Origin of the sequence: Serpentinimonas maccroryi (assembly GCF_000828915.1) — a bacterium.
Classification (GTDB): Bacteria; Pseudomonadota; Gammaproteobacteria; order Burkholderiales; family Burkholderiaceae_C; genus Serpentinimonas; species Serpentinimonas maccroryi.
Genome location: NZ_AP014569.1, coordinates 711,563 through 727,627 on the forward strand (window position 1 = coordinate 711,563; position 16,065 = coordinate 727,627).

General features: G+C 64.5%; 17 protein-coding genes and 1 pseudogene. All 18 read right to left on the reverse strand.

The genetic code is table 11. The features are described 5' to 3' along the window. Positions 1 to 2 precede the first annotated feature (2 nt). Positions 3 to 1,679 carry an McrB family protein gene (locus SMCB_RS03305; RefSeq protein ID WP_045535039.1) on the reverse strand — a complete coding sequence of 559 codons (1,677 nt, stop codon included), beginning with the start codon at positions 1,677 to 1,679 and terminating at the stop codon, positions 3 to 5. Next, entirely contained in the window at positions 1,645 to 3,156 is a 1,512-nt protein-coding gene (locus SMCB_RS03310) for a DNA cytosine methyltransferase (protein ID WP_231851237.1), read from the reverse strand. The genes SMCB_RS03305 and SMCB_RS03310 overlap by 35 nt, the downstream gene beginning before the upstream one ends. 77 nt (positions 3,157 to 3,233) lie before the next feature. Continuing rightward, positions 3,234 to 3,425, reverse strand: coding sequence for a ribbon-helix-helix domain-containing protein (locus tag SMCB_RS03315; protein WP_045535041.1), 192 nt, complete (start codon positions 3,423 to 3,425; stop codon positions 3,234 to 3,236). A gap of 216 nt (positions 3,426 to 3,641) precedes the next feature. Continuing rightward, positions 3,642 to 4,091 (reverse strand): annotated as a pseudogene (locus SMCB_RS03320) (lysozyme); the annotation flags it as partial. Then, positions 4,088 to 4,570, reverse strand: coding sequence for an HNH endonuclease signature motif containing protein (locus SMCB_RS03325; protein ID WP_045535043.1), 483 nt, complete (start codon positions 4,568 to 4,570; stop codon positions 4,088 to 4,090). The gene SMCB_RS03325 and the pseudogene SMCB_RS03320, both read right to left, overlap by 4 nt. Beyond that, entirely contained in the window at positions 4,557 to 5,039 is a 483-nt protein-coding gene (locus SMCB_RS03330) for a hypothetical protein (protein ID WP_045535045.1), read from the reverse strand. Before SMCB_RS03330 ends, SMCB_RS03325 begins: the two co-directional genes overlap by 14 nt. Continuing rightward, complete coding sequence (locus SMCB_RS03335) at positions 5,036 to 5,326, reverse strand: DUF6127 family protein (RefSeq protein ID WP_045535047.1); 291 nt, start codon at positions 5,324 to 5,326, stop codon at positions 5,036 to 5,038. The genes SMCB_RS03330 and SMCB_RS03335 overlap by 4 nt, the downstream gene beginning before the upstream one ends. Positions 5,327 to 5,392: 66 nt before the next feature. Next, positions 5,393 to 5,743, reverse strand: coding sequence for a DUF2793 domain-containing protein (locus SMCB_RS03340; RefSeq protein ID WP_045535049.1), 351 nt, complete (start codon positions 5,741 to 5,743; stop codon positions 5,393 to 5,395). Positions 5,744 to 5,746: 3 nt separating this feature from the next. Beyond that, the gene (locus SMCB_RS03345) at positions 5,747 to 6,358 is read right to left on the reverse strand and encodes a glycosyltransferase family protein (RefSeq protein WP_045535051.1); all 612 of its coding nucleotides are present in this window, start codon (positions 6,356 to 6,358) and stop codon (positions 5,747 to 5,749) included. Then, positions 6,358 to 8,616, reverse strand: a complete 2,259-nt coding sequence (locus SMCB_RS03350) for a phage tail protein (protein ID WP_045535053.1) — start codon at positions 8,614 to 8,616, stop codon at positions 6,358 to 6,360. The genes SMCB_RS03345 and SMCB_RS03350 overlap by 1 nt, the downstream gene beginning before the upstream one ends. Continuing rightward, complete coding sequence (locus SMCB_RS03355; protein WP_045535055.1) at positions 8,616 to 8,831, reverse strand: hypothetical protein; 216 nt, start codon at positions 8,829 to 8,831, stop codon at positions 8,616 to 8,618. Before SMCB_RS03355 ends, SMCB_RS03350 begins: the two co-directional genes overlap by 1 nt. Then, positions 8,828 to 9,058, reverse strand: a complete 231-nt coding sequence (locus tag SMCB_RS03360; RefSeq protein ID WP_045535057.1) for a hypothetical protein — start codon at positions 9,056 to 9,058, stop codon at positions 8,828 to 8,830. Before SMCB_RS03360 ends, SMCB_RS03355 begins: the two co-directional genes overlap by 4 nt. An 18-nt stretch (positions 9,059 to 9,076) precedes the next feature. Further along, positions 9,077 to 9,865: a phage BR0599 family protein gene (locus SMCB_RS03365; protein WP_045535059.1), complete on the reverse strand. Its 789-nt coding sequence runs from the start codon at positions 9,863 to 9,865 to the stop codon at positions 9,077 to 9,079. Continuing rightward, the gene (locus tag SMCB_RS03370; protein ID WP_045535061.1) at positions 9,862 to 11,439 is read right to left on the reverse strand and encodes a hypothetical protein; all 1,578 of its coding nucleotides are present in this window, start codon (positions 11,437 to 11,439) and stop codon (positions 9,862 to 9,864) included. The genes SMCB_RS03365 and SMCB_RS03370 overlap by 4 nt, the downstream gene beginning before the upstream one ends. Then, entirely contained in the window at positions 11,436 to 12,506 is a 1,071-nt protein-coding gene (locus tag SMCB_RS03375) for a hypothetical protein (RefSeq protein WP_045535063.1), read from the reverse strand. The genes SMCB_RS03370 and SMCB_RS03375 overlap by 4 nt, the downstream gene beginning before the upstream one ends. A 4-nt stretch (positions 12,507 to 12,510) precedes the next feature. Continuing rightward, positions 12,511 to 15,234: a coiled-coil domain-containing protein gene (locus SMCB_RS03380; RefSeq protein ID WP_045535066.1), complete on the reverse strand. Its 2,724-nt coding sequence runs from the start codon at positions 15,232 to 15,234 to the stop codon at positions 12,511 to 12,513. Continuing rightward, positions 15,234 to 15,875: a DUF6441 family protein gene (locus SMCB_RS03385; RefSeq protein WP_045535067.1), complete on the reverse strand. Its 642-nt coding sequence runs from the start codon at positions 15,873 to 15,875 to the stop codon at positions 15,234 to 15,236. The genes SMCB_RS03380 and SMCB_RS03385 overlap by 1 nt, the downstream gene beginning before the upstream one ends. Positions 15,876 to 15,880: 5 nt before the next feature. Then, a complete protein-coding gene (locus SMCB_RS12845) occupies positions 15,881 to 16,036 on the reverse strand; it encodes a hypothetical protein (RefSeq protein ID WP_171820277.1) in 156 nt (51 codons plus the stop codon). Positions 16,037 to 16,065 lie beyond the last annotated feature (29 nt).

The following is a 16,065-nucleotide window of genomic DNA, read 5'->3' on the forward strand; positions in this document are numbered from 1 at the left end:
GTTCACCGCATCGCCTGGAAGGAGCCGAAATCGTCCAGATCGCCGAGCAGCTTACGGACATAGCCCTGCGCCCTCGGCAGGCCCGCGCACGCTTTGTCCAGGCTGGTCAGCAGCGGGCGCTGCCGTTCAGCGCCGCGCAGCTTCACCAGCACCTTCTGCACCAGCAACTGGTCGGTCACTTCGTCGGGCGGATTCTTCAGATGCTGCGCGTCGAAGGCGTGATAGCGCACGAACTCTTCGATCAGCCGGTAGCCGAAGCCCAGGTTGTGCTGCTGCATCAGGCCGTTGATCTCGGTGAGCTTCGCCTCACTGGCGGCACGCGCCGCCTTGAGGTTCGGGAAGCGGCTTTCCAGCGATGCGAGGAAGCCCGGCACATCCACGGCCGACATATCGATCACGGATGCGCGGTCGAGCACCTTGTCGCTGACAGGGTTCGTCGTCTCATCGACGTTTATGGTTCCAATGATGAACAGGTTCGCGGGCAGCGGCAGTTCGGCGCGGATGCTGGCGCCGGTCGTCCCTTCCAGCGGGACACCGTTCGAATGCAACTGCAGGGCACCTTCCGTCTCCATGCAGGAGAGCACGTCGGACAGGTAGTATTCGACGCGGGCCAGGTTCATTTCGTCGAGGAGGACGAAGACCGGCGATGTGCCGTGGGCCGTAGCGACCAGGACAGCCTCCAGGAAGGTCGGCACGACGTAGCGGTTGGTCAGCACGTCGAAATAGCCGGTCAAGCCCGTGGGATCGGTCCATTCCGGCCGCACCGGGCACTCGAAGATCAGCGGGTCGGGCGCAGTGTTCGAGGTCAGGCCATGGACCGCGCGCGCGTATTTCAGCGCCAGCTGCGTCTTGCCGGTACCGGACAGGCCCGACAGGATCACAAAGTGCTTGTGCGTGAGGAAATTCAGCGCGGCATGGAATCGTCGCACCTCACCGTTTGGGTAGTAGCCGCCCAGAGAGGTGACCGCAGCTTCGATGTCGGCCACCGGGATGGAAGCCGGCATCCGCTGCATCGCAGGCGCGAGTGTCGCGGCATCCTTCCAGACCTGTAGCTCGTGAATCTTCTCGCGACCGACCAGACTGCCCAGCCATCCGATGAACTCACGGGCCAGCAAACTGCGACGTGCGGAAGCGGTTGGTGGATAGAGCGCGACAACGATCTCATCTGGTTCAGTCGCCGGACCGAAGGGCGTCATGTCGAAGGCGAGGCTGTCCCAGAACTTCGCGTTGCGCAGCCACAACTTACCGTCGCGGGCGATATAGATCGGCACCACGTTGTTGCGCGCGCTGTACTTGATCGTCGCGCCAGGGTCTTCCGCTGCTTCCTCGTCGGCACCCTCGGTCAGCAGATCGGCGGGATCAGCGCCACCGGCTTTGGTGGAGGCACCGAGCTTCTTCATCTCGGCGAGGCGGTTCAGGAAGCTGGCCTTGTCCTTGCGCACCAGAACGGCGAAGTACACTTCGTCTTCGGGCGGGAATCGCATAACACACCCGAAGATGAATGCATCGGCGTCTTCCTTGACGTTGTCGAGATTGACGACACCGAGCTGAATCCCGCCTTCGACGATCTTGGCGCTGTTCGAGACCCCGAACAGTTCGCGCGGACGAACGGCCTTCGTGGTCCCGAAATGCTTCTGTGCAGCGTCAAGAAACTGCTGCTGCCGTTCGACGAGGCTCATCCGCCGTCTCCCTGTTTGTCTGTTTGAGTGTTTTCATCATGTGCGTCGCGACAGCCTTCGCCAGCAGCGGCGGCACGGCGTTGCCGATCTGGCGGAAGGCCGGATTCATCGTTCCGCAGAAAACGAAACCGTCGGGAAACGAGTGGAGGCGTGCGGCTTCGCGGACCGAGATCGTCCGCGCCTGACGGCTGTCGTAATGGATATGGCTGTAGCTGTCCTTGCCGAGATGCGCCATGAGCGTGCGCGCCGGCTGGTCTCGCCACATCTTCCGCCACTTGTTCGGGAACTTACCCACGTCGTAGGGCGGCACGATCGTGGCCTTGATATCCTCGTACTTCTTTGAGCCGGGTTTGACCTTCACGCCCTGTTTGGCCAGCTCGGCGAGGTGCTGTTCGAACATTTCCATTGCGTGCTTGTAGGCCTGGGGATACTGATCGCCGGGGTTCATGCGGGCGAACAACGGATAGTCGCGCGGCAGATAGCGGATCACATGATCGGTCAGGGCCGCCGGGGCCTCGAACCCAGGCCATGTACGCATTTGCTTGGCATAGGGCGTATGCGGTTCCTTCCCATAGGGCATGGGTACGTCAAAGCGCCGGGCGCCGCGACGCAGCTCACCGCTCTTCAGCAGTTTCCGTGCATCTATTGCCGGCAGGTCGCCGAGCGCATCCTCGGCCGTGACAGCAGGAGGAAGTGACCGTGATGCCCGTGGCGCCTGCACATAGTGATGCGCATCGTCGGAGATCTCGCCGTCGAGAAACTTCAGTGCCACCGAGCGCGTGCCTTCGTAGCCAGGCGGCAGATCGATGAAATGCGACGGTTCGGGGAACGTGATGCTGTCGGCGATCTCTCGTCGGTAGGCGATGAGGATCATCCGTTCGCGCATCTGTGGCACCCCGTAGAAGGCGGCGTTCAGCAGCGTGTAGCGACAGACATAGCCCTTGCTCTCCAGAACCTCGGCGATTTCCTCCGCAATGTTCTGGCCGCCGTGATTCAGAACATCGGGGACATTCTCGACCAGTACGGCGAGCGGGGCAAAGGCCTCGACATAGCGCAGATAGTCGATATAGAGCTGGGCGCGCGGGTCATGTTTGAAGGCCTCGACATGGTTGTCCACTTCGCGCAGCTTGGGTCGGCCGACACGGGCAAAGGCTTGGCAGGGCGGGCCGCCGACCAGCACGTCGAAGGCATCGGCGGTCTTGCCGAGCCTCAGTTCGCAGACCAGATCGTCGGGACTGGTCTTCGTGATGTCTCGGGCCTGGGCGTGCGCAGAGTCACCCGCGTGGAAGTTGCGGCCGTGGGAGGCTGCGGCTTCGGGGTCGAATTCCACGGCGGCAGACACGGCGAAGCCCGCTGCGGAGAATCCGAGCGAAATACCTCCGCAGCCGGAGAAGAGATCAAGCACCCGGGGCTTGCCGCCGCCTTGCAGGCGGGCAATCTTCTGGCGGATCGCGCGATTGGCAAAGGTGCTAGTCACAGCGTCACACGCTCTCGTGAGTGTTGGTTGTTCATCGTCTTGGCCTTTTCTGCGTTCTTAATGTTTCAGCTGCGGCGCTATGGCTGGCGCCGAAACAGCGGGTACTGCGCCTCGACGTACTTCTCGACGGCGTCCCGCACGACCCAGGCGACGGACACCTTCTTTTCCTCAGCGATGCGCTCAAGTTCGGCGTAGAGATCGCCCGGAAAGGTCACAGAGGCACGTGTGGCTTCCTTGACGGGTGCTTGCTGTTTCGAGGTGACTGCCATATGGCTTTGCCTACCGTTTTTCAGAGGTATACATCATATTACACCACATCGGTGCAAACTAGGCGAGTGACGCAGGGCAACTATGGGTGGAAGCTGACTCCCGTGGTTCGGTCACGACTTCGCCTCGGCCCGCAGGGGCGGAATGCGGCGTTGTGCGCGGGAGCGGTAGTGAGGATCACCAGCCGCTAAGTCGATCAATGCAAGCGAGTCGCGAGGCAAGAGCGCCACTTCAGCGCTGCGTCGGGCTACGAGACCTGGAAGCACCTTGCCTCCGCCGATAACCCAGCGCTGCAGCTCGCCTGCGGCACCGGGCCAGTCCCGCTGGTTGATCCGTCGCCGTAGCGTCGACGTCTGCAAACGCCCAGCCCCGAGGTTGAACGTGAAGTCCACGATGGCCGCAAGCCGCCCCTCGGGTTCGGTGGCTAATACCGGGCAGTAGCGCAGCGTGGCGGCGAGCGCGGACATCAGGTCACGGGCCAGATAGACCTCGGCTTCCGCCTCGGTGATCGGCGGTTGCGTCGGATCACACAGATGGCCGTAGCCAATCGTCCAGTAGCCCGCTGGGCAGATGTACGGGTGGGCACGGCCGGGATCGGCCCTCGGCACCCGGTGGAAACCCTCGAAGCGCTTGGCCAGCTCGATGGCATGCTGCGGGATCGTGGTCATGGCAGGCACCTCCACGTTTCACGACGTTTGATCTGGTAGAGCGTGGTTTGGCCGATGCCGTATTGCGCGCGAATGAGGCGGGGCGCACGCGTGTCGTCACGAATGGCGACGACATCTGCCGTCGACAATTTGGCCCACCGGTGAAGCTCACCACTCGGCCATTGGCGGCGACCTTTACGCACCATGTCCAGGACGTTCTCGCGCTGCGTGGCGACGAACAGGTGCTGCGGATTGACACAGGCCCTGTTGTCGCAAACATGGCAGACCACCAGCACTTCAGGAATCGGTGCCACGCAAAGCTCGTAGGCCACCCTGTGGGCGCGCCGAAGCGGCTTATCGCCATCCGCTCCAATGTTGCCGTAGCCCCGTGTGTCAATGGAACCGATCCAGGGCCAGCATTCGTCTGGGCTGCGTTTCTCGACCTTCTTCCAAAACCGCTCGGACAGCGGGCGCGGCTGACGCCCTTTATGCCTGCCCACCGCGACGCTCCCAAACTCTTGAAATGAACCAGAAGTTCAAAATCCCAGATAGCAGGGCTTGGTCTGCATCAGTCCACGAAGCCAGGAGCGCCTCTCCAAATTCCATGCCGGTCTGAACAGAGCCAACGAAGGTTGAGAGCTTGACCCCCACATACATCAGCATGAAGAGATAAGTCACCACAGGCCTGACCGTCGTTGACAAGGCATCGGCCCACTTCATGCCTGAAGGTCTGCCTTGGGCGGCAACAGCTTCGCGCAACGCATCGATGGCCCCGACGTTCCACGCCGCATCGGCACCCGCGCCGATCTCTGACATTCGCTGCGCGCCGCGAATTTTCTCGAACTCCAGCGCCTTGTCCTGCATCGCCAGTTCGTGGCCACGCTCGCCCTTGCGGTCGAGCCACTTGAGCAATTCGGGCGCGAGACGGAAGGCCCCGCCCATCAGGCCACCGAGCAAGGTCTCGATCATTGGCCACCCCCGAACACCTTGAATTTGATGATGGCACCCGCGACCAGGGCGAGCAGGAAGCCGGTCGTGATCATCTTGATAACGGTCTGCCAGGCGGTGTGCTTGGCGGTGTTGAAGGCGTCCAACAGGCCGCGCAGCTCACGGATGTCGTTGGCAGCGTCCTCGCCGTCCAAGCCAACATCGGCCAGTGCACGCCTGGCGCCGCGCTCGGCAACACGTTCCAGCAGCTCTTCGAATTCATCCTTGGGCATGGTGACCATGCCATCCGTCACAGTGGGTGCATTCATTTGCGTTCTCCAGAAAAGCGAAACCCGCATCAAAGGCGGGTTTCTGGTGGGTAGGAAAATGGGAAATCAGATGGCGAGGCCAGCGCTCCAGCCGGTGGGCTTGAATGCCGACAGCCTGTCCTCGTCCTCGATGTAGCAAAGCCAACCCACCCTTGGGGTGTGGAATTCCCATGCGCCAGCGATGTGCACGGCGACCTGGCTGGCTCTGCCCGCCCACGCGCCGGTGGCTGCGGCAGGCACGATGTAGCGGTCGCCATTGGCCGGGCTGGTCGGTGGCGTGGTCAGGTCGCGGTCTTTCACGGACAGGCCGACCAGCGCGCCGAGGCGCTTGAGATTGGCATCCATGCCGGCGTCCCAGCCGCTTTCGCCGAGCGTCCAGCCGTAATCGAGTCCAAGGTTCGGGTCGGTTGATGACATGTTTTATCTCCAGAGATTCGATGCTTGGCCTAGGGTGTGTCGGGTACGCCGGACGGCGTCCGGATCGCCGCCGGTGCGATGGCTTTGCTGCGGGTACTGTCGCCAATGACGCCCGACGATGGGCAGGTACAGGACGCCGCCGCGCATGGCCACGAGCAGCGTCAGCAGCCAGTCGGCAAAGTTGTTGATGTCGGTGGTTTCCTTGAGCACGGCCTGTACGGCAGATCGACGCATCACGATCAGGCCGTGAACGTGGCTGGCGCTGTTGGCGTGCTGCCAGCGGCTGTAGGCCAGACGCCGCACGGCAATGTCGCGGCCAGCCTCGTCCGTCAACGCCTCATCGGTGTAGGCCATCACGGCTTGCGGGCAGGCATCCAGTGCATCGGCCAGGTGCGTGAAGGCGCTGGCTTCGTACAGATCATCGGGATCGACGAAGGACAGCAGCGGCAGCGTGCCCTGCGCATAGCCTGCCGCGCGTGCCTCACCGATGCGGCCCGGGATGCCCGGCAGCACGTGCAACTGGATCGGTGCGCCGTCGAGGCTGGCGATGCATGCTTCGCGCCACTCGACAGGTTCGTTCAGGGTGAGTAGATGAACATCGATGCGCGGCTCCATCACACCCCTCCCCAATACTGTCCCCAGCGCAGGCCGTAACCCGTCCTATCCATGACGCGCACCTGCGGCTGCCAACTGCTCAGGCCACCGCGCTCGGCGCTGATCTTCACCGTGATGCGGTCGCCCAGCGCACCGGCCTCTGCGGCAGCGGTGGGCACATCCCAAACGAAACTGGTGCCAGGCAGCGCGGCTTGCGTGCGCACCAGCGCGCCGTTGCGGTTGCGGATGCGCACGGTATAGGTGGTGCCAGGTTCCGGCCCGATGTTGCCCTCGTTTTGCTGCACGAAGTAGGCGGTCTGCTGGATGCGGTCGCGGTGTGCCCAGGCAACGGTGATGTCGCCGGCCACCACTGCAGGCTCGGTCTGTCCATTGATGCGGATGCGACCGGGTGGATACGGCAAAGCCTGCCGACCGATCAGCACCAGCGGCTGGGCGTTGCTGGCCAGTGTCGCGCCAGATTGACCCCTCGAGGTGTATGGGATGGCTCCCACGAACACCGACTCGCCCGGGGCGCGCTCCACTTCTTCTGACGCCAGCCATTCGCCGACACCGATCAGCCGCGCGCCCAGGGCATGCGCTTGGGGTGTGGTGTCGAGCACCCCGCGTGCAAGGCCGATGGTCGAGCCGACAGCGTCGAAGGCCAACACGAGGACGACTTCTCGAATCTGCCCGCTGGCATCGACCAGATAGGCGTAATCACCCACGGCCAGTCTTTCGGGTTGGCTGATGGCCGTCACCGGCACGCCGATGGCATCGACCTCGCTGGCAGGCAAATCCGCATCGAGCCTTAGCAGCGGCGCGTAGTCCTCACGCACGGCGGCGATGAGATTGCCACTCGACGCGCCGGTGGCCAGTTGCCAGTTCAGTTGCCCGGCACCACCGGCAGCTGCCAGCGCGCCAAGGTAGGTATCGGTATCTGTCAAAAAAGCCAGGTCGGCACGCGACAAACGCCGGGCCAGTTCCCAATATGGCATCTCGACGGCCAGTGCCAAGGCGGGCGGCAAAGGCTCGATGACCGACTCATCGACGCGCGGTGGCGGCGGGGGTGACAACACGGTGTTGCCCATCCCGAACACATCCTCCAGCGCGTCGATGTGCCATTCGGCGCCGCCCAGGGTGCCGGTGTCGATGCCGATGACGCGCACCACCATCTGACTGATACCCAAGCGCGGCCAGTTCAGCCGCAACACATCGCCGGGCAGCGGTGGACGCTGCAGCGTGTTGCGTGCCACGGTCAGGCTGAGGCGGGCCAGGGGCGAGCCCAGGGCACGCAGGTCACGCAGGGCAAGTCGCGCGGCCAGCGGTCCGTGGTTGACGCCAGGATAGTCGCGGCGCTGGTTGATCACGCCGCCCTGCAAATGGATGGCAGCCAGGTTTTCGACCGCGACAGTCGCTTCACCGCCGGTTTGCCAGTCGGTGTAGACGACGGTAATTTCGTTGGGCAACTCGCCCCACTGGGCGCGCTCAAAGCGATCAAGACGCACGATCTCGTCGGGCCCCAACTGCGGCAGGTTGTCGATCCAGTAATCGTCGCGCAAGAGCTTGAGCTCGAAGGTGCCCAGCGAAGGATCGGTGTAGAGGATGCCGCCGATGTGGTCGATCACCTGGCCGATGAAGCTTTCGATGGGCTGCTGGCGCGTCCAGATCAGATTGAGGCCGAAGCCTTCGTTCGACAATTGATGCGCCGCGTTCCAGAAACTCCAACCGATGGTGCTCTGCGGATAACCCATGCCCCAATGCGGGTCGGTGAGGCATTGCACCAGGATGTGCGCCGGGTTCATGCCGACGCTGATTCCCTGGATAACTTCGGCGTTCCACTCATGCCATGGCTGACCATGCCAGCCCGCAGTAAAGCGGCGCACGCGCACGGCCCACGGTTTGATGTAGGGGTTGTTGGCCGCGAACAGGATCTTGCGCGCCACCAAGGACAGCACGCCTCGGAACGCCGGAATGGCTGGCCCAAGGCGACTCATCAGGTAGTCGTTACGTCCCTGACCAGCATGGCCTGACAGCACATCGATGGTGCCCACCACGCCGCCTTCACGCTCGTCACCGCCAAACAGGGTGGGCTTGTTGATGGAGAGGCTGGTCAGCCCATGCCCGCTGCCCAACGGCGCGCGGCTGGCGTCGCCCCACGCGGTGCGGTCGCCCATCTGGATCTCCTGCACGGTATCGACCGGCCCCTGGCACAGGGCCAGATGCAGCCCCATGCGGTAGCGGTAGCCAACGGTTTGCTGACTGCTTCTTCTGCGACCCATCAGCCTTGCTCCTGTTGATCGATGTGCGTGCGAGCGTGCTCGACCACGCGCTGGGCCATCGCATCGCCGGTGGCCAGCAAGGTGTCGGCGTCAATGCCCTCGATCAGGAAGGCGCGAAAGTCCAGGTTGTGGCGTGCGAACCAGGCGCGTGCGCCGTGCACGCACATGCCTGCGGCGCGCGCGTGGTCGACGGTGATGATCAATTCATTGCTCATTTCTTGCCGCCTCCACGCCTCTTGATCGGCTCGGCTTCCAGATCGCCGAACCAGACGACGTTGGAGCCACGGATCAGCACGGAGCCGAACACGACCGGTATCGGTCGGCCCTCTTCCGCTGTGGGTGCATCGATGTCGGACAAGGATGCCGGTTTGGGCTGGGGCGGCCTCGGAGCGAGTGCGACCGAAACCAGCGCCGCTACCACGATGACGACGAGGTACCACATGGCTGTTTCTCCAGGGATTCAGAACACGCCCGTCGAAAACGGGTTTTTGATCGGGATGAATGGAAAACCGCCGAAGTTGTCGAGGTTGCCGAAACGTCCGCTGCAGGTTGCCGTGCTGTGGTCGCAGCCGACCGTCAGCACCACTTGCGTGCCGGCTTCAATGGCCACCGGATACAGCAGCTCCACACCGCTGCCGTAGTCGGCCAGGATCATGTGGCGCAGCCCTTGCGGCGTTTGCAGCCAGCCACCAGCCAGACCGCCACTCAAGCCCGCTGGAACGCCGCCGTCGAGATCGACGTTGCGCCCAGATGTGTTGCTCACGAAGGCGCTGGAGAAAATCGGTGGCGCACCGCAGGCAGCCGAATACAGCACATGGGAACAATTGCGGCTGTAGAGCCGCCGCAGCCCGATGCGTTTGAGACTGACCTGCGCAGACTCGCAACGAATGCGCGCCACGTCATCCGCGACCTCGACGCCCAGCACCCGGCCCATCCAGCGCGTGCCTGAGATCCACCAGAAGTCGCCCCAGGTGTCGCGCCGTCCGATGCGCAATGTGATCGAGGTGATTTCCCCGGTCAGTGAGGCGGCGAGCAGGTGGCGCACCAGATCGCCGTCGGGCGGCAGTTTGAGCTCCAGCGCCGACTTGGCCGCTTCGGCACCCAGTGCCAGTTCGTTGCGCTCGAGGGCCAAGCTCTTGTAGAGGTTGCCATCCAGATCAACGTCGAATTCGTGCGGCGTCAGATAGAAATTCGCACTGCTGCTGGCAAACGTGTACAACTCGACTTCCATCAGTGCTTGATTGCTCATACGGCGTACTCCCCATAGGTTTCTCGGTCGTTGCCGCGAGGCTCGGGCACCTGGCGCGCGGTCAGCGTGATCTCCACCAGCGCCGCGCTGTGCCAGTGCAAGTCGACGGCGTCGTGGTCGAGGCGGCAGCGCACGAGGCGAATGACCCGGCTGCCCACGGGCACCCATTGATCGATGCCGGAGCGCAAGACCAGCACGCCGCCTTGATCGAAATGGCAAATCGATGTCAGCGCGTGTTGCCGAGAACCGTCTGGATGGGCGATCACGCAGGCAGCGGGTCGATGCCAGAAGGCCGACACGTCCTCACCGCTGACACGCAGATAGCCATCGTCTGGCGAAGCTTCGCTGGTGACCCGCAACACCGGAGCCAAACCATCGGGCAGCCAGAAGGCTTGCAAACGGCCTTGGGTTCGCCACAGCCGCGCACGCCAGATTTCAATGGCATTTGCTGATCCAGCCAGATAGCGCCGCTGGAAGGTGGCGGTCGACCAGGGGTCGTCCCGGCGCACCCACGGGTCTGCGGGCGAAAAATCCTGGCGGGTGATCGTCGCTTGCGCGCCGGTCGTCGGGTCGTCGCGCCAGTTGCCATCGGGCCAGACCGGGATCTCGTCCAGCCACGGGTCGCTCAGGACGCCCGGGTTGGGCAAGGGCGCGGGCTGGATCTGCGCAGGCACGTTGCCGCCGACCATGCCCGGCACCCATTGCGTGAACCCTGCCGGGTCTGTGGCACTGCCCCACACCAGCGGCATGACGGTGCTGCCAGTGGCTGCGGCGCGCGCCAAGGGCTCCGTCAGCCACAGCCGATTGCTTTGCACGTCGCTGAGTTGGGCCACTTGCCAGCCATCGGCGGCGATGATGAGCACCCAGCGGCCATTGCCAAGCCCCTCCTGCCAGCCCTGCACCCCGCCGGGGGTCAGGCGCAGATTGGCCGAGAGCGGCCCGAAATGCTGCCAGTCGGCATTCGTCACATTGAGCGCCAGTGCGCCACGTGCGGCGGCGCTGCTCATGTGCACCGCGTACTGCGGCATCGGCCACAGCGCGGCCTGGCCAAGATGGTCGGCCAGCCAGTCGGCCACCAGGGCGTCGGTCTGGCGGGCGTTGCCCACTCGGTAGGTGAGCCAGCGCCGGGGAACGCGGCGGCGTGCCTGCCGGGATTCGTTGCCGCTGGCCAGCCGCGTGACGCTGGTCTGCCACTCCAGCCGCTCGACGAGCGGCGCGGCCCAGTCGTGGCGCAAGGCAAACACGCCGCGCTGCGCATCCGGCCACGGTTGATCGCCGAAGGCGTCCATGCCGGTGGCGACGATGGCGCTGGATGCCGTGTCCCGGCGCAGCACCTCGACCAGGAATGCGGGTGCATCGATGGGTGGCTGGGGATACGCCAGAGACTCGGCAAGCAGGTTATCGACCAGACTGGACGGCCAAGGTGTGGCGACCGTTTCCGACGCGATTGCGGCTGCGCTGGCACCAGGAGACGCACGCGAGAGCACTTCGCCGCGCAGCGCGGCTGCGCTGGCACCGGGCGTGGGTCGGCTGGAAACTTCTGTGACCTTGCGGTCAACAACCCGGTCCGTCACACCGACTCCACGCCGAATTCAGCGGCATTGAAAGCAGCCTGCGTCCACTGCACGGCTCCGTTGGGATTGCGCTCGAACAGCGCGCTCTGCCAGGCCAGCTGCTCCTGCAAGATGATGTCGGGGCTGACGGCGCTCTGCGCGCCACTCACCGCCAGGCCGCGCATCCTGCCCATACCGGCATCGGTCTTGCGGGCCAGCAGCGTGAGCTGCACGCCGTGAATGGCGGGACTGGCCATCACCGGCAGCGGCTCGACATCGAAAGACTGGCGCAGCCCCGCGCTGGGCGCACTGATCGCTGTGGCTTCGTCCTCGTCGCTGACCACAGCCCACGCGGCCATGTTGCCCAAGTTCGCGACCGGTATCACCGTCCACTGGTTCAAGCCGCCATTGGCCTGCGCCCGCAAGGCATCGACTCGCACGTCGCCCAGAAAGCTGTTGTTGATCGTGCCCGTGGTGTCGGCGATGTAGCAATCATCAACATCCAGCGTCACCGGGCACGGCTGGCCGGGAAACGCTCCGATGAATGCCGTGAGCAGTTGCCCACCACCTTGCGTGGTGTTCTGCGCAGTCATGTGGATCGCCAGGATGCCGTTGAGGCGCACCGACAGCACGCCGTTGCTGACGCCTTGCGTGACCTGCAGCTCGATGTAGTGCCAGCCGCGCGCCGGGGCGCTGGCCACCGAGGTCGAGATCAACTGATCCCAGCCGTGCTGCCAGCGGTAGAGCTTGAGCCGCCCGTCCTCACCGATCTTCACCAGGTGGGCGACCTGCGAATTGACATCGCGCACGCCGATCAGCAGCGGCTCTGCGCCGGTGTTCTGGTGTGGCGCCACACGCACGGCCGCGCCCACGATCAGGCTGGTCCTGGGGGTGTCCAGATTCCTGACGTAGCCTCCGCCCGGACCTTCTGGCAGGCGCAGGCCGAAGGAAGACGGACGGCGGCCATTGATGCGGGTGGCCTGCGGCGAGAGATACGCCGCCTTGCCGCGCGCCAGCCAAGGAGCGCCAAAGGAGTCCAGTTGTTGCGGGTCGTAGTGATCGAATCCGTCGATGAACAGCAGTGCCATGAAATTACCCCTGAATCGCGGCGCGGATGGCCCGCGCGTTGCGCCCGATGATGTTGACGATGACCCGCTCCCCGGCGGGCGACTGCAGGTGGTCGTGGGTGACGCCCGGGTCGACCGCGTTGACGATGCGTACCGCCTGATTCATCTGCGGCTGTGCCGGTGGCACTTTCACTTCCGGCACCAGACCACCTGCCGCGAAGGCCAATTCGCCGCCCTTGAAGCGTGGGCCTGCCGACAAGCCATTGAGGGAGTCGAGGAAGGCCACACCGACCTGGCGCACAGCGGCCGCACGCACGACGTACTCGCCTGCGGACAGGCGTGCCGGGATCGAGTCCGACGTGGCGCTACCAGGGCCAGAAACCAGACCGCCACCCGCGAACTTCTTGATGCCGCCCAAGAGCGCCATCACGGCGGCGACCATGGCCACCATGGCGGCAATCGCCAGCCCCGGGCCAATGACGGGGACCGAGGCCTGCGAAGCGGCAGCGCCCGCGCCCGCCTTGGCTGCCTCCATCGATACCACGGCGGTTGTTTCCGTGGCCTTCTGCCCAACTTTCATGGCGCTGGCAGCCGCATCGACGACCTGCTCCTTCTGCACGAATCCGAGCTTGATCGCCAGCATCCGCGCCTGCATCGCGATCCACTGCTGGAACGGCTGGATCACGATCTGCTGCAGGAAGGCGTCGGCCACCTGCTGGAAGATGCTCGCCAAGGCACTGCGCCAGGTCTGCGCGCCAGTGATCATTCCGTTGAGCGCGCCGCCGAAACTCTCGCCGATGCGATTCCACAGGGGAGCCATTTCATCGACGACGAGCCGGGTGCGATCCAGCTCGTTGCGCCACGCCTGCACGCGGATCACCGCATCCGCTCCGATGGCCTGCGCGGCCTGCTGCATCGTCGGCAGCAAGCGCTCCATTTCGGTGGCCGATTGCTGTTGCAAGGTCACGATCTGCTGGCGCGCCTGCGCTTCGGTCAGAAGGCCCGCCTGCTGCTGGGTCTGGATAGCTTCCTGCGCGTTGCGCATCCGCTGCGTGACCAGTCGCCATTGCGCCTCCAGTGCGGCCAGATTGGCCTGCGCCGCCTTGACGTTGATCAGCCGATCAACGAGCGACACGCCATCGGCATCGCCTTCGGCTGCCAGACGCGCCAGCAGATCGCGGTAGCTGCTGGCGATGGCGGCCTGGCGGTCGGCGTCGGTGGCTGCGCCGGTGATCTGCGCCAGCTCATCGCGCACCCGTCCCATGGCGTCGGCCAGCTCGCGCTCGGCCTGCGCGGCCCTGCGGGCATTGGCCTGCTCGATGTCCGTGCGCCGGTTGCTGAGCGTGATGAGGTCGGCTTGCGCCTTGGCGACCTCGGCCTTGGCACGCAAGCGGTCGTTTTCTGTTCTGCCGGTGTCGGCGACTTGCTGGCTGCGCGCCAGATCCTGCTGCCTGCGCGCAATCTCGGCGTCGATCTCTTGCTGCTCGATGGCCGTTTTTTGCGCATGGAAGTCGCGCACAGAGACCAGGCGGTCCTCCAGCGCGGCATCCAGCGCGGTTTGCTGGCGCGTGAGGCCGTCTTTGAGCAGCGCGAGTTCGGCATCCAGTTGCGCCCTCGTCAGCGCGGCCAGCGCGCCGGTGGTGTCTTGCTCTGGCCTGGCAGCCCTGGCCGCCCTGGCCGCCCTGGGCGTGGTCAGTCGCTGCAGCAGCGCGGGGTCGGCCTGGATCTTGGGAGCCTTGACCTCGATGGGCTTGGGGTCGAACAAGCTGTCGCGAAATGCCGCCAGGTCGCCGAGCCGTTTGCCCCGCTGGCCCTCGAGGTCGGCCATGATGGCTCTGGCTCCAGCGACGTTGCCTCTCAAAGCCTGCGCAGCCGCAGCGATACTGGCACCGATGTCCTCGCCCATTCCCGACAACACCGTGCCGACCGTGGCCGCACCGAGCGCCATGGTCTTGAGCACCCGCACCACACCGCCCAGAATCGAATGCAGCGCTCCGCCTTGCTTGGCCGACTCGACCATGCCACCCGCCATGTCGTTCAAGGCGGGCAGCAAGGAGGTGATGATCTGGTTGCCGACCATGCCGCTGGCCAAACGCAGTTTGTCGAGCGAGTCATTGAATGTGGCCGCTTGTGCCGCAGTTTTGGTACTCACCTCCAGCCCGAAAGCCTGCATCTCGGTGCGCAATGCATCGACGCCATCTCGCCCCTGATTGAGAAACGGAATCAAGTCGGCACCCGATTTGCCGAACGCGTCGATAGCCAAGGCCGTTTTTTCGGCACCGTCGGGCATGGCTTTGAAGCGGTCAGCCAGATCCAGCAGCACCTCATCGGTGGCGCGCAGCGTTCCGTCCTGGTTCTGGAAGGCCACACCCAGCGCGTCGAAGCGCTGCTTGGCAGACTCTGAACCCGTGGCGGCCTCGAGCATCGTCGTCGAGAGCCTGCGCAAGCCCTTCTCGAAAAGGTCCGCCGAGACGCCTGATAGTTCGGCTGCAGGCCGCAGGGTCGACAGCATTTCTACCGAGATGCCGACTCGTTGCGACATTTCATCCAGCGCATCGGCCGATGCGATGCTGGACCTGATCATGGCCCCGAAGCCAGCCAGCGACACGCCAACACCGATGTCTGCCAGCACGCCCTTGACTCTATCGGCCGTATCGGTGAGGCCGCCCAGACCCCGCTTGATCGAATCGAAGGCGGTCTTGGTCTGGTCGACGGCGCTGATCAGGATTTGGGCACGATTGACTGCCATCAGACTTTTTCCAGTTCTTGTTGAATGGCGCGCGCCAGTGCAGGCAGGGCGCGCTGCACGCCACCGGCCAGATTCAGGCGGCGCTTGAGATCGACGCGCTTGACCAGCACGGCAATGGGCACCTCCTGACCGCGCTTGATCTGCTTGGCGCCGGTGCGAGCGCGCTCGGCACGTTTAAAGCGCGCGAGCTCGGGTGCGTTGTCTTTGATGTTCTCGGCCATCAGCAGCACGCGCCCGTTCTTCTCGATGAAGAAGGCATTGCCCGCGCGCATCAGGCCATCGATGACCGCCCTGAAGCGCTTGGGGCCGATGCGTTGGGTCAGCAGCGGGATCAGCATGTTGCCGCTGACCGTGCCGCCTTTGGCGTGCATGCCGAGCCAGGGAATCTTGCTGCCCACCAGCAAGGCGGGTAGCCGATCCGGCTTCTTGTCGAGCAGCTTCGCACCCATCGATTTGACGAAGCTGCTGCGCTTGACGGTGAAAGCGCGGCGCATCTCGGCGCGTGCGGCGTCACGCACCTCGCGCCCGCCGGACTGCATGCCCTTGGCCACGGCGGCGTGGATGGCGCGACGCCGATCGGTACTCCACGCCGTCAACTGGCGCGGGTCCAGCAGTCCGGATGCGGCGAGTGAGATGCGCATTTGGGTCAACCCTTCAGAAGATTGCGTTGCAGTTGTTCGATGCCGCGCTTCTCGCCCTGGGCTGCCACGGCATGGATGCCGAGCAGTTGGGCCAGTTGCTGCCGCTCGATCTGTCCGTCGGCCTCCAAAAAGGCATGCGCCTGCGCGAGCGTGTAGGTCATCACGTCGCCCAGGTGGTGACCGGCGCGGA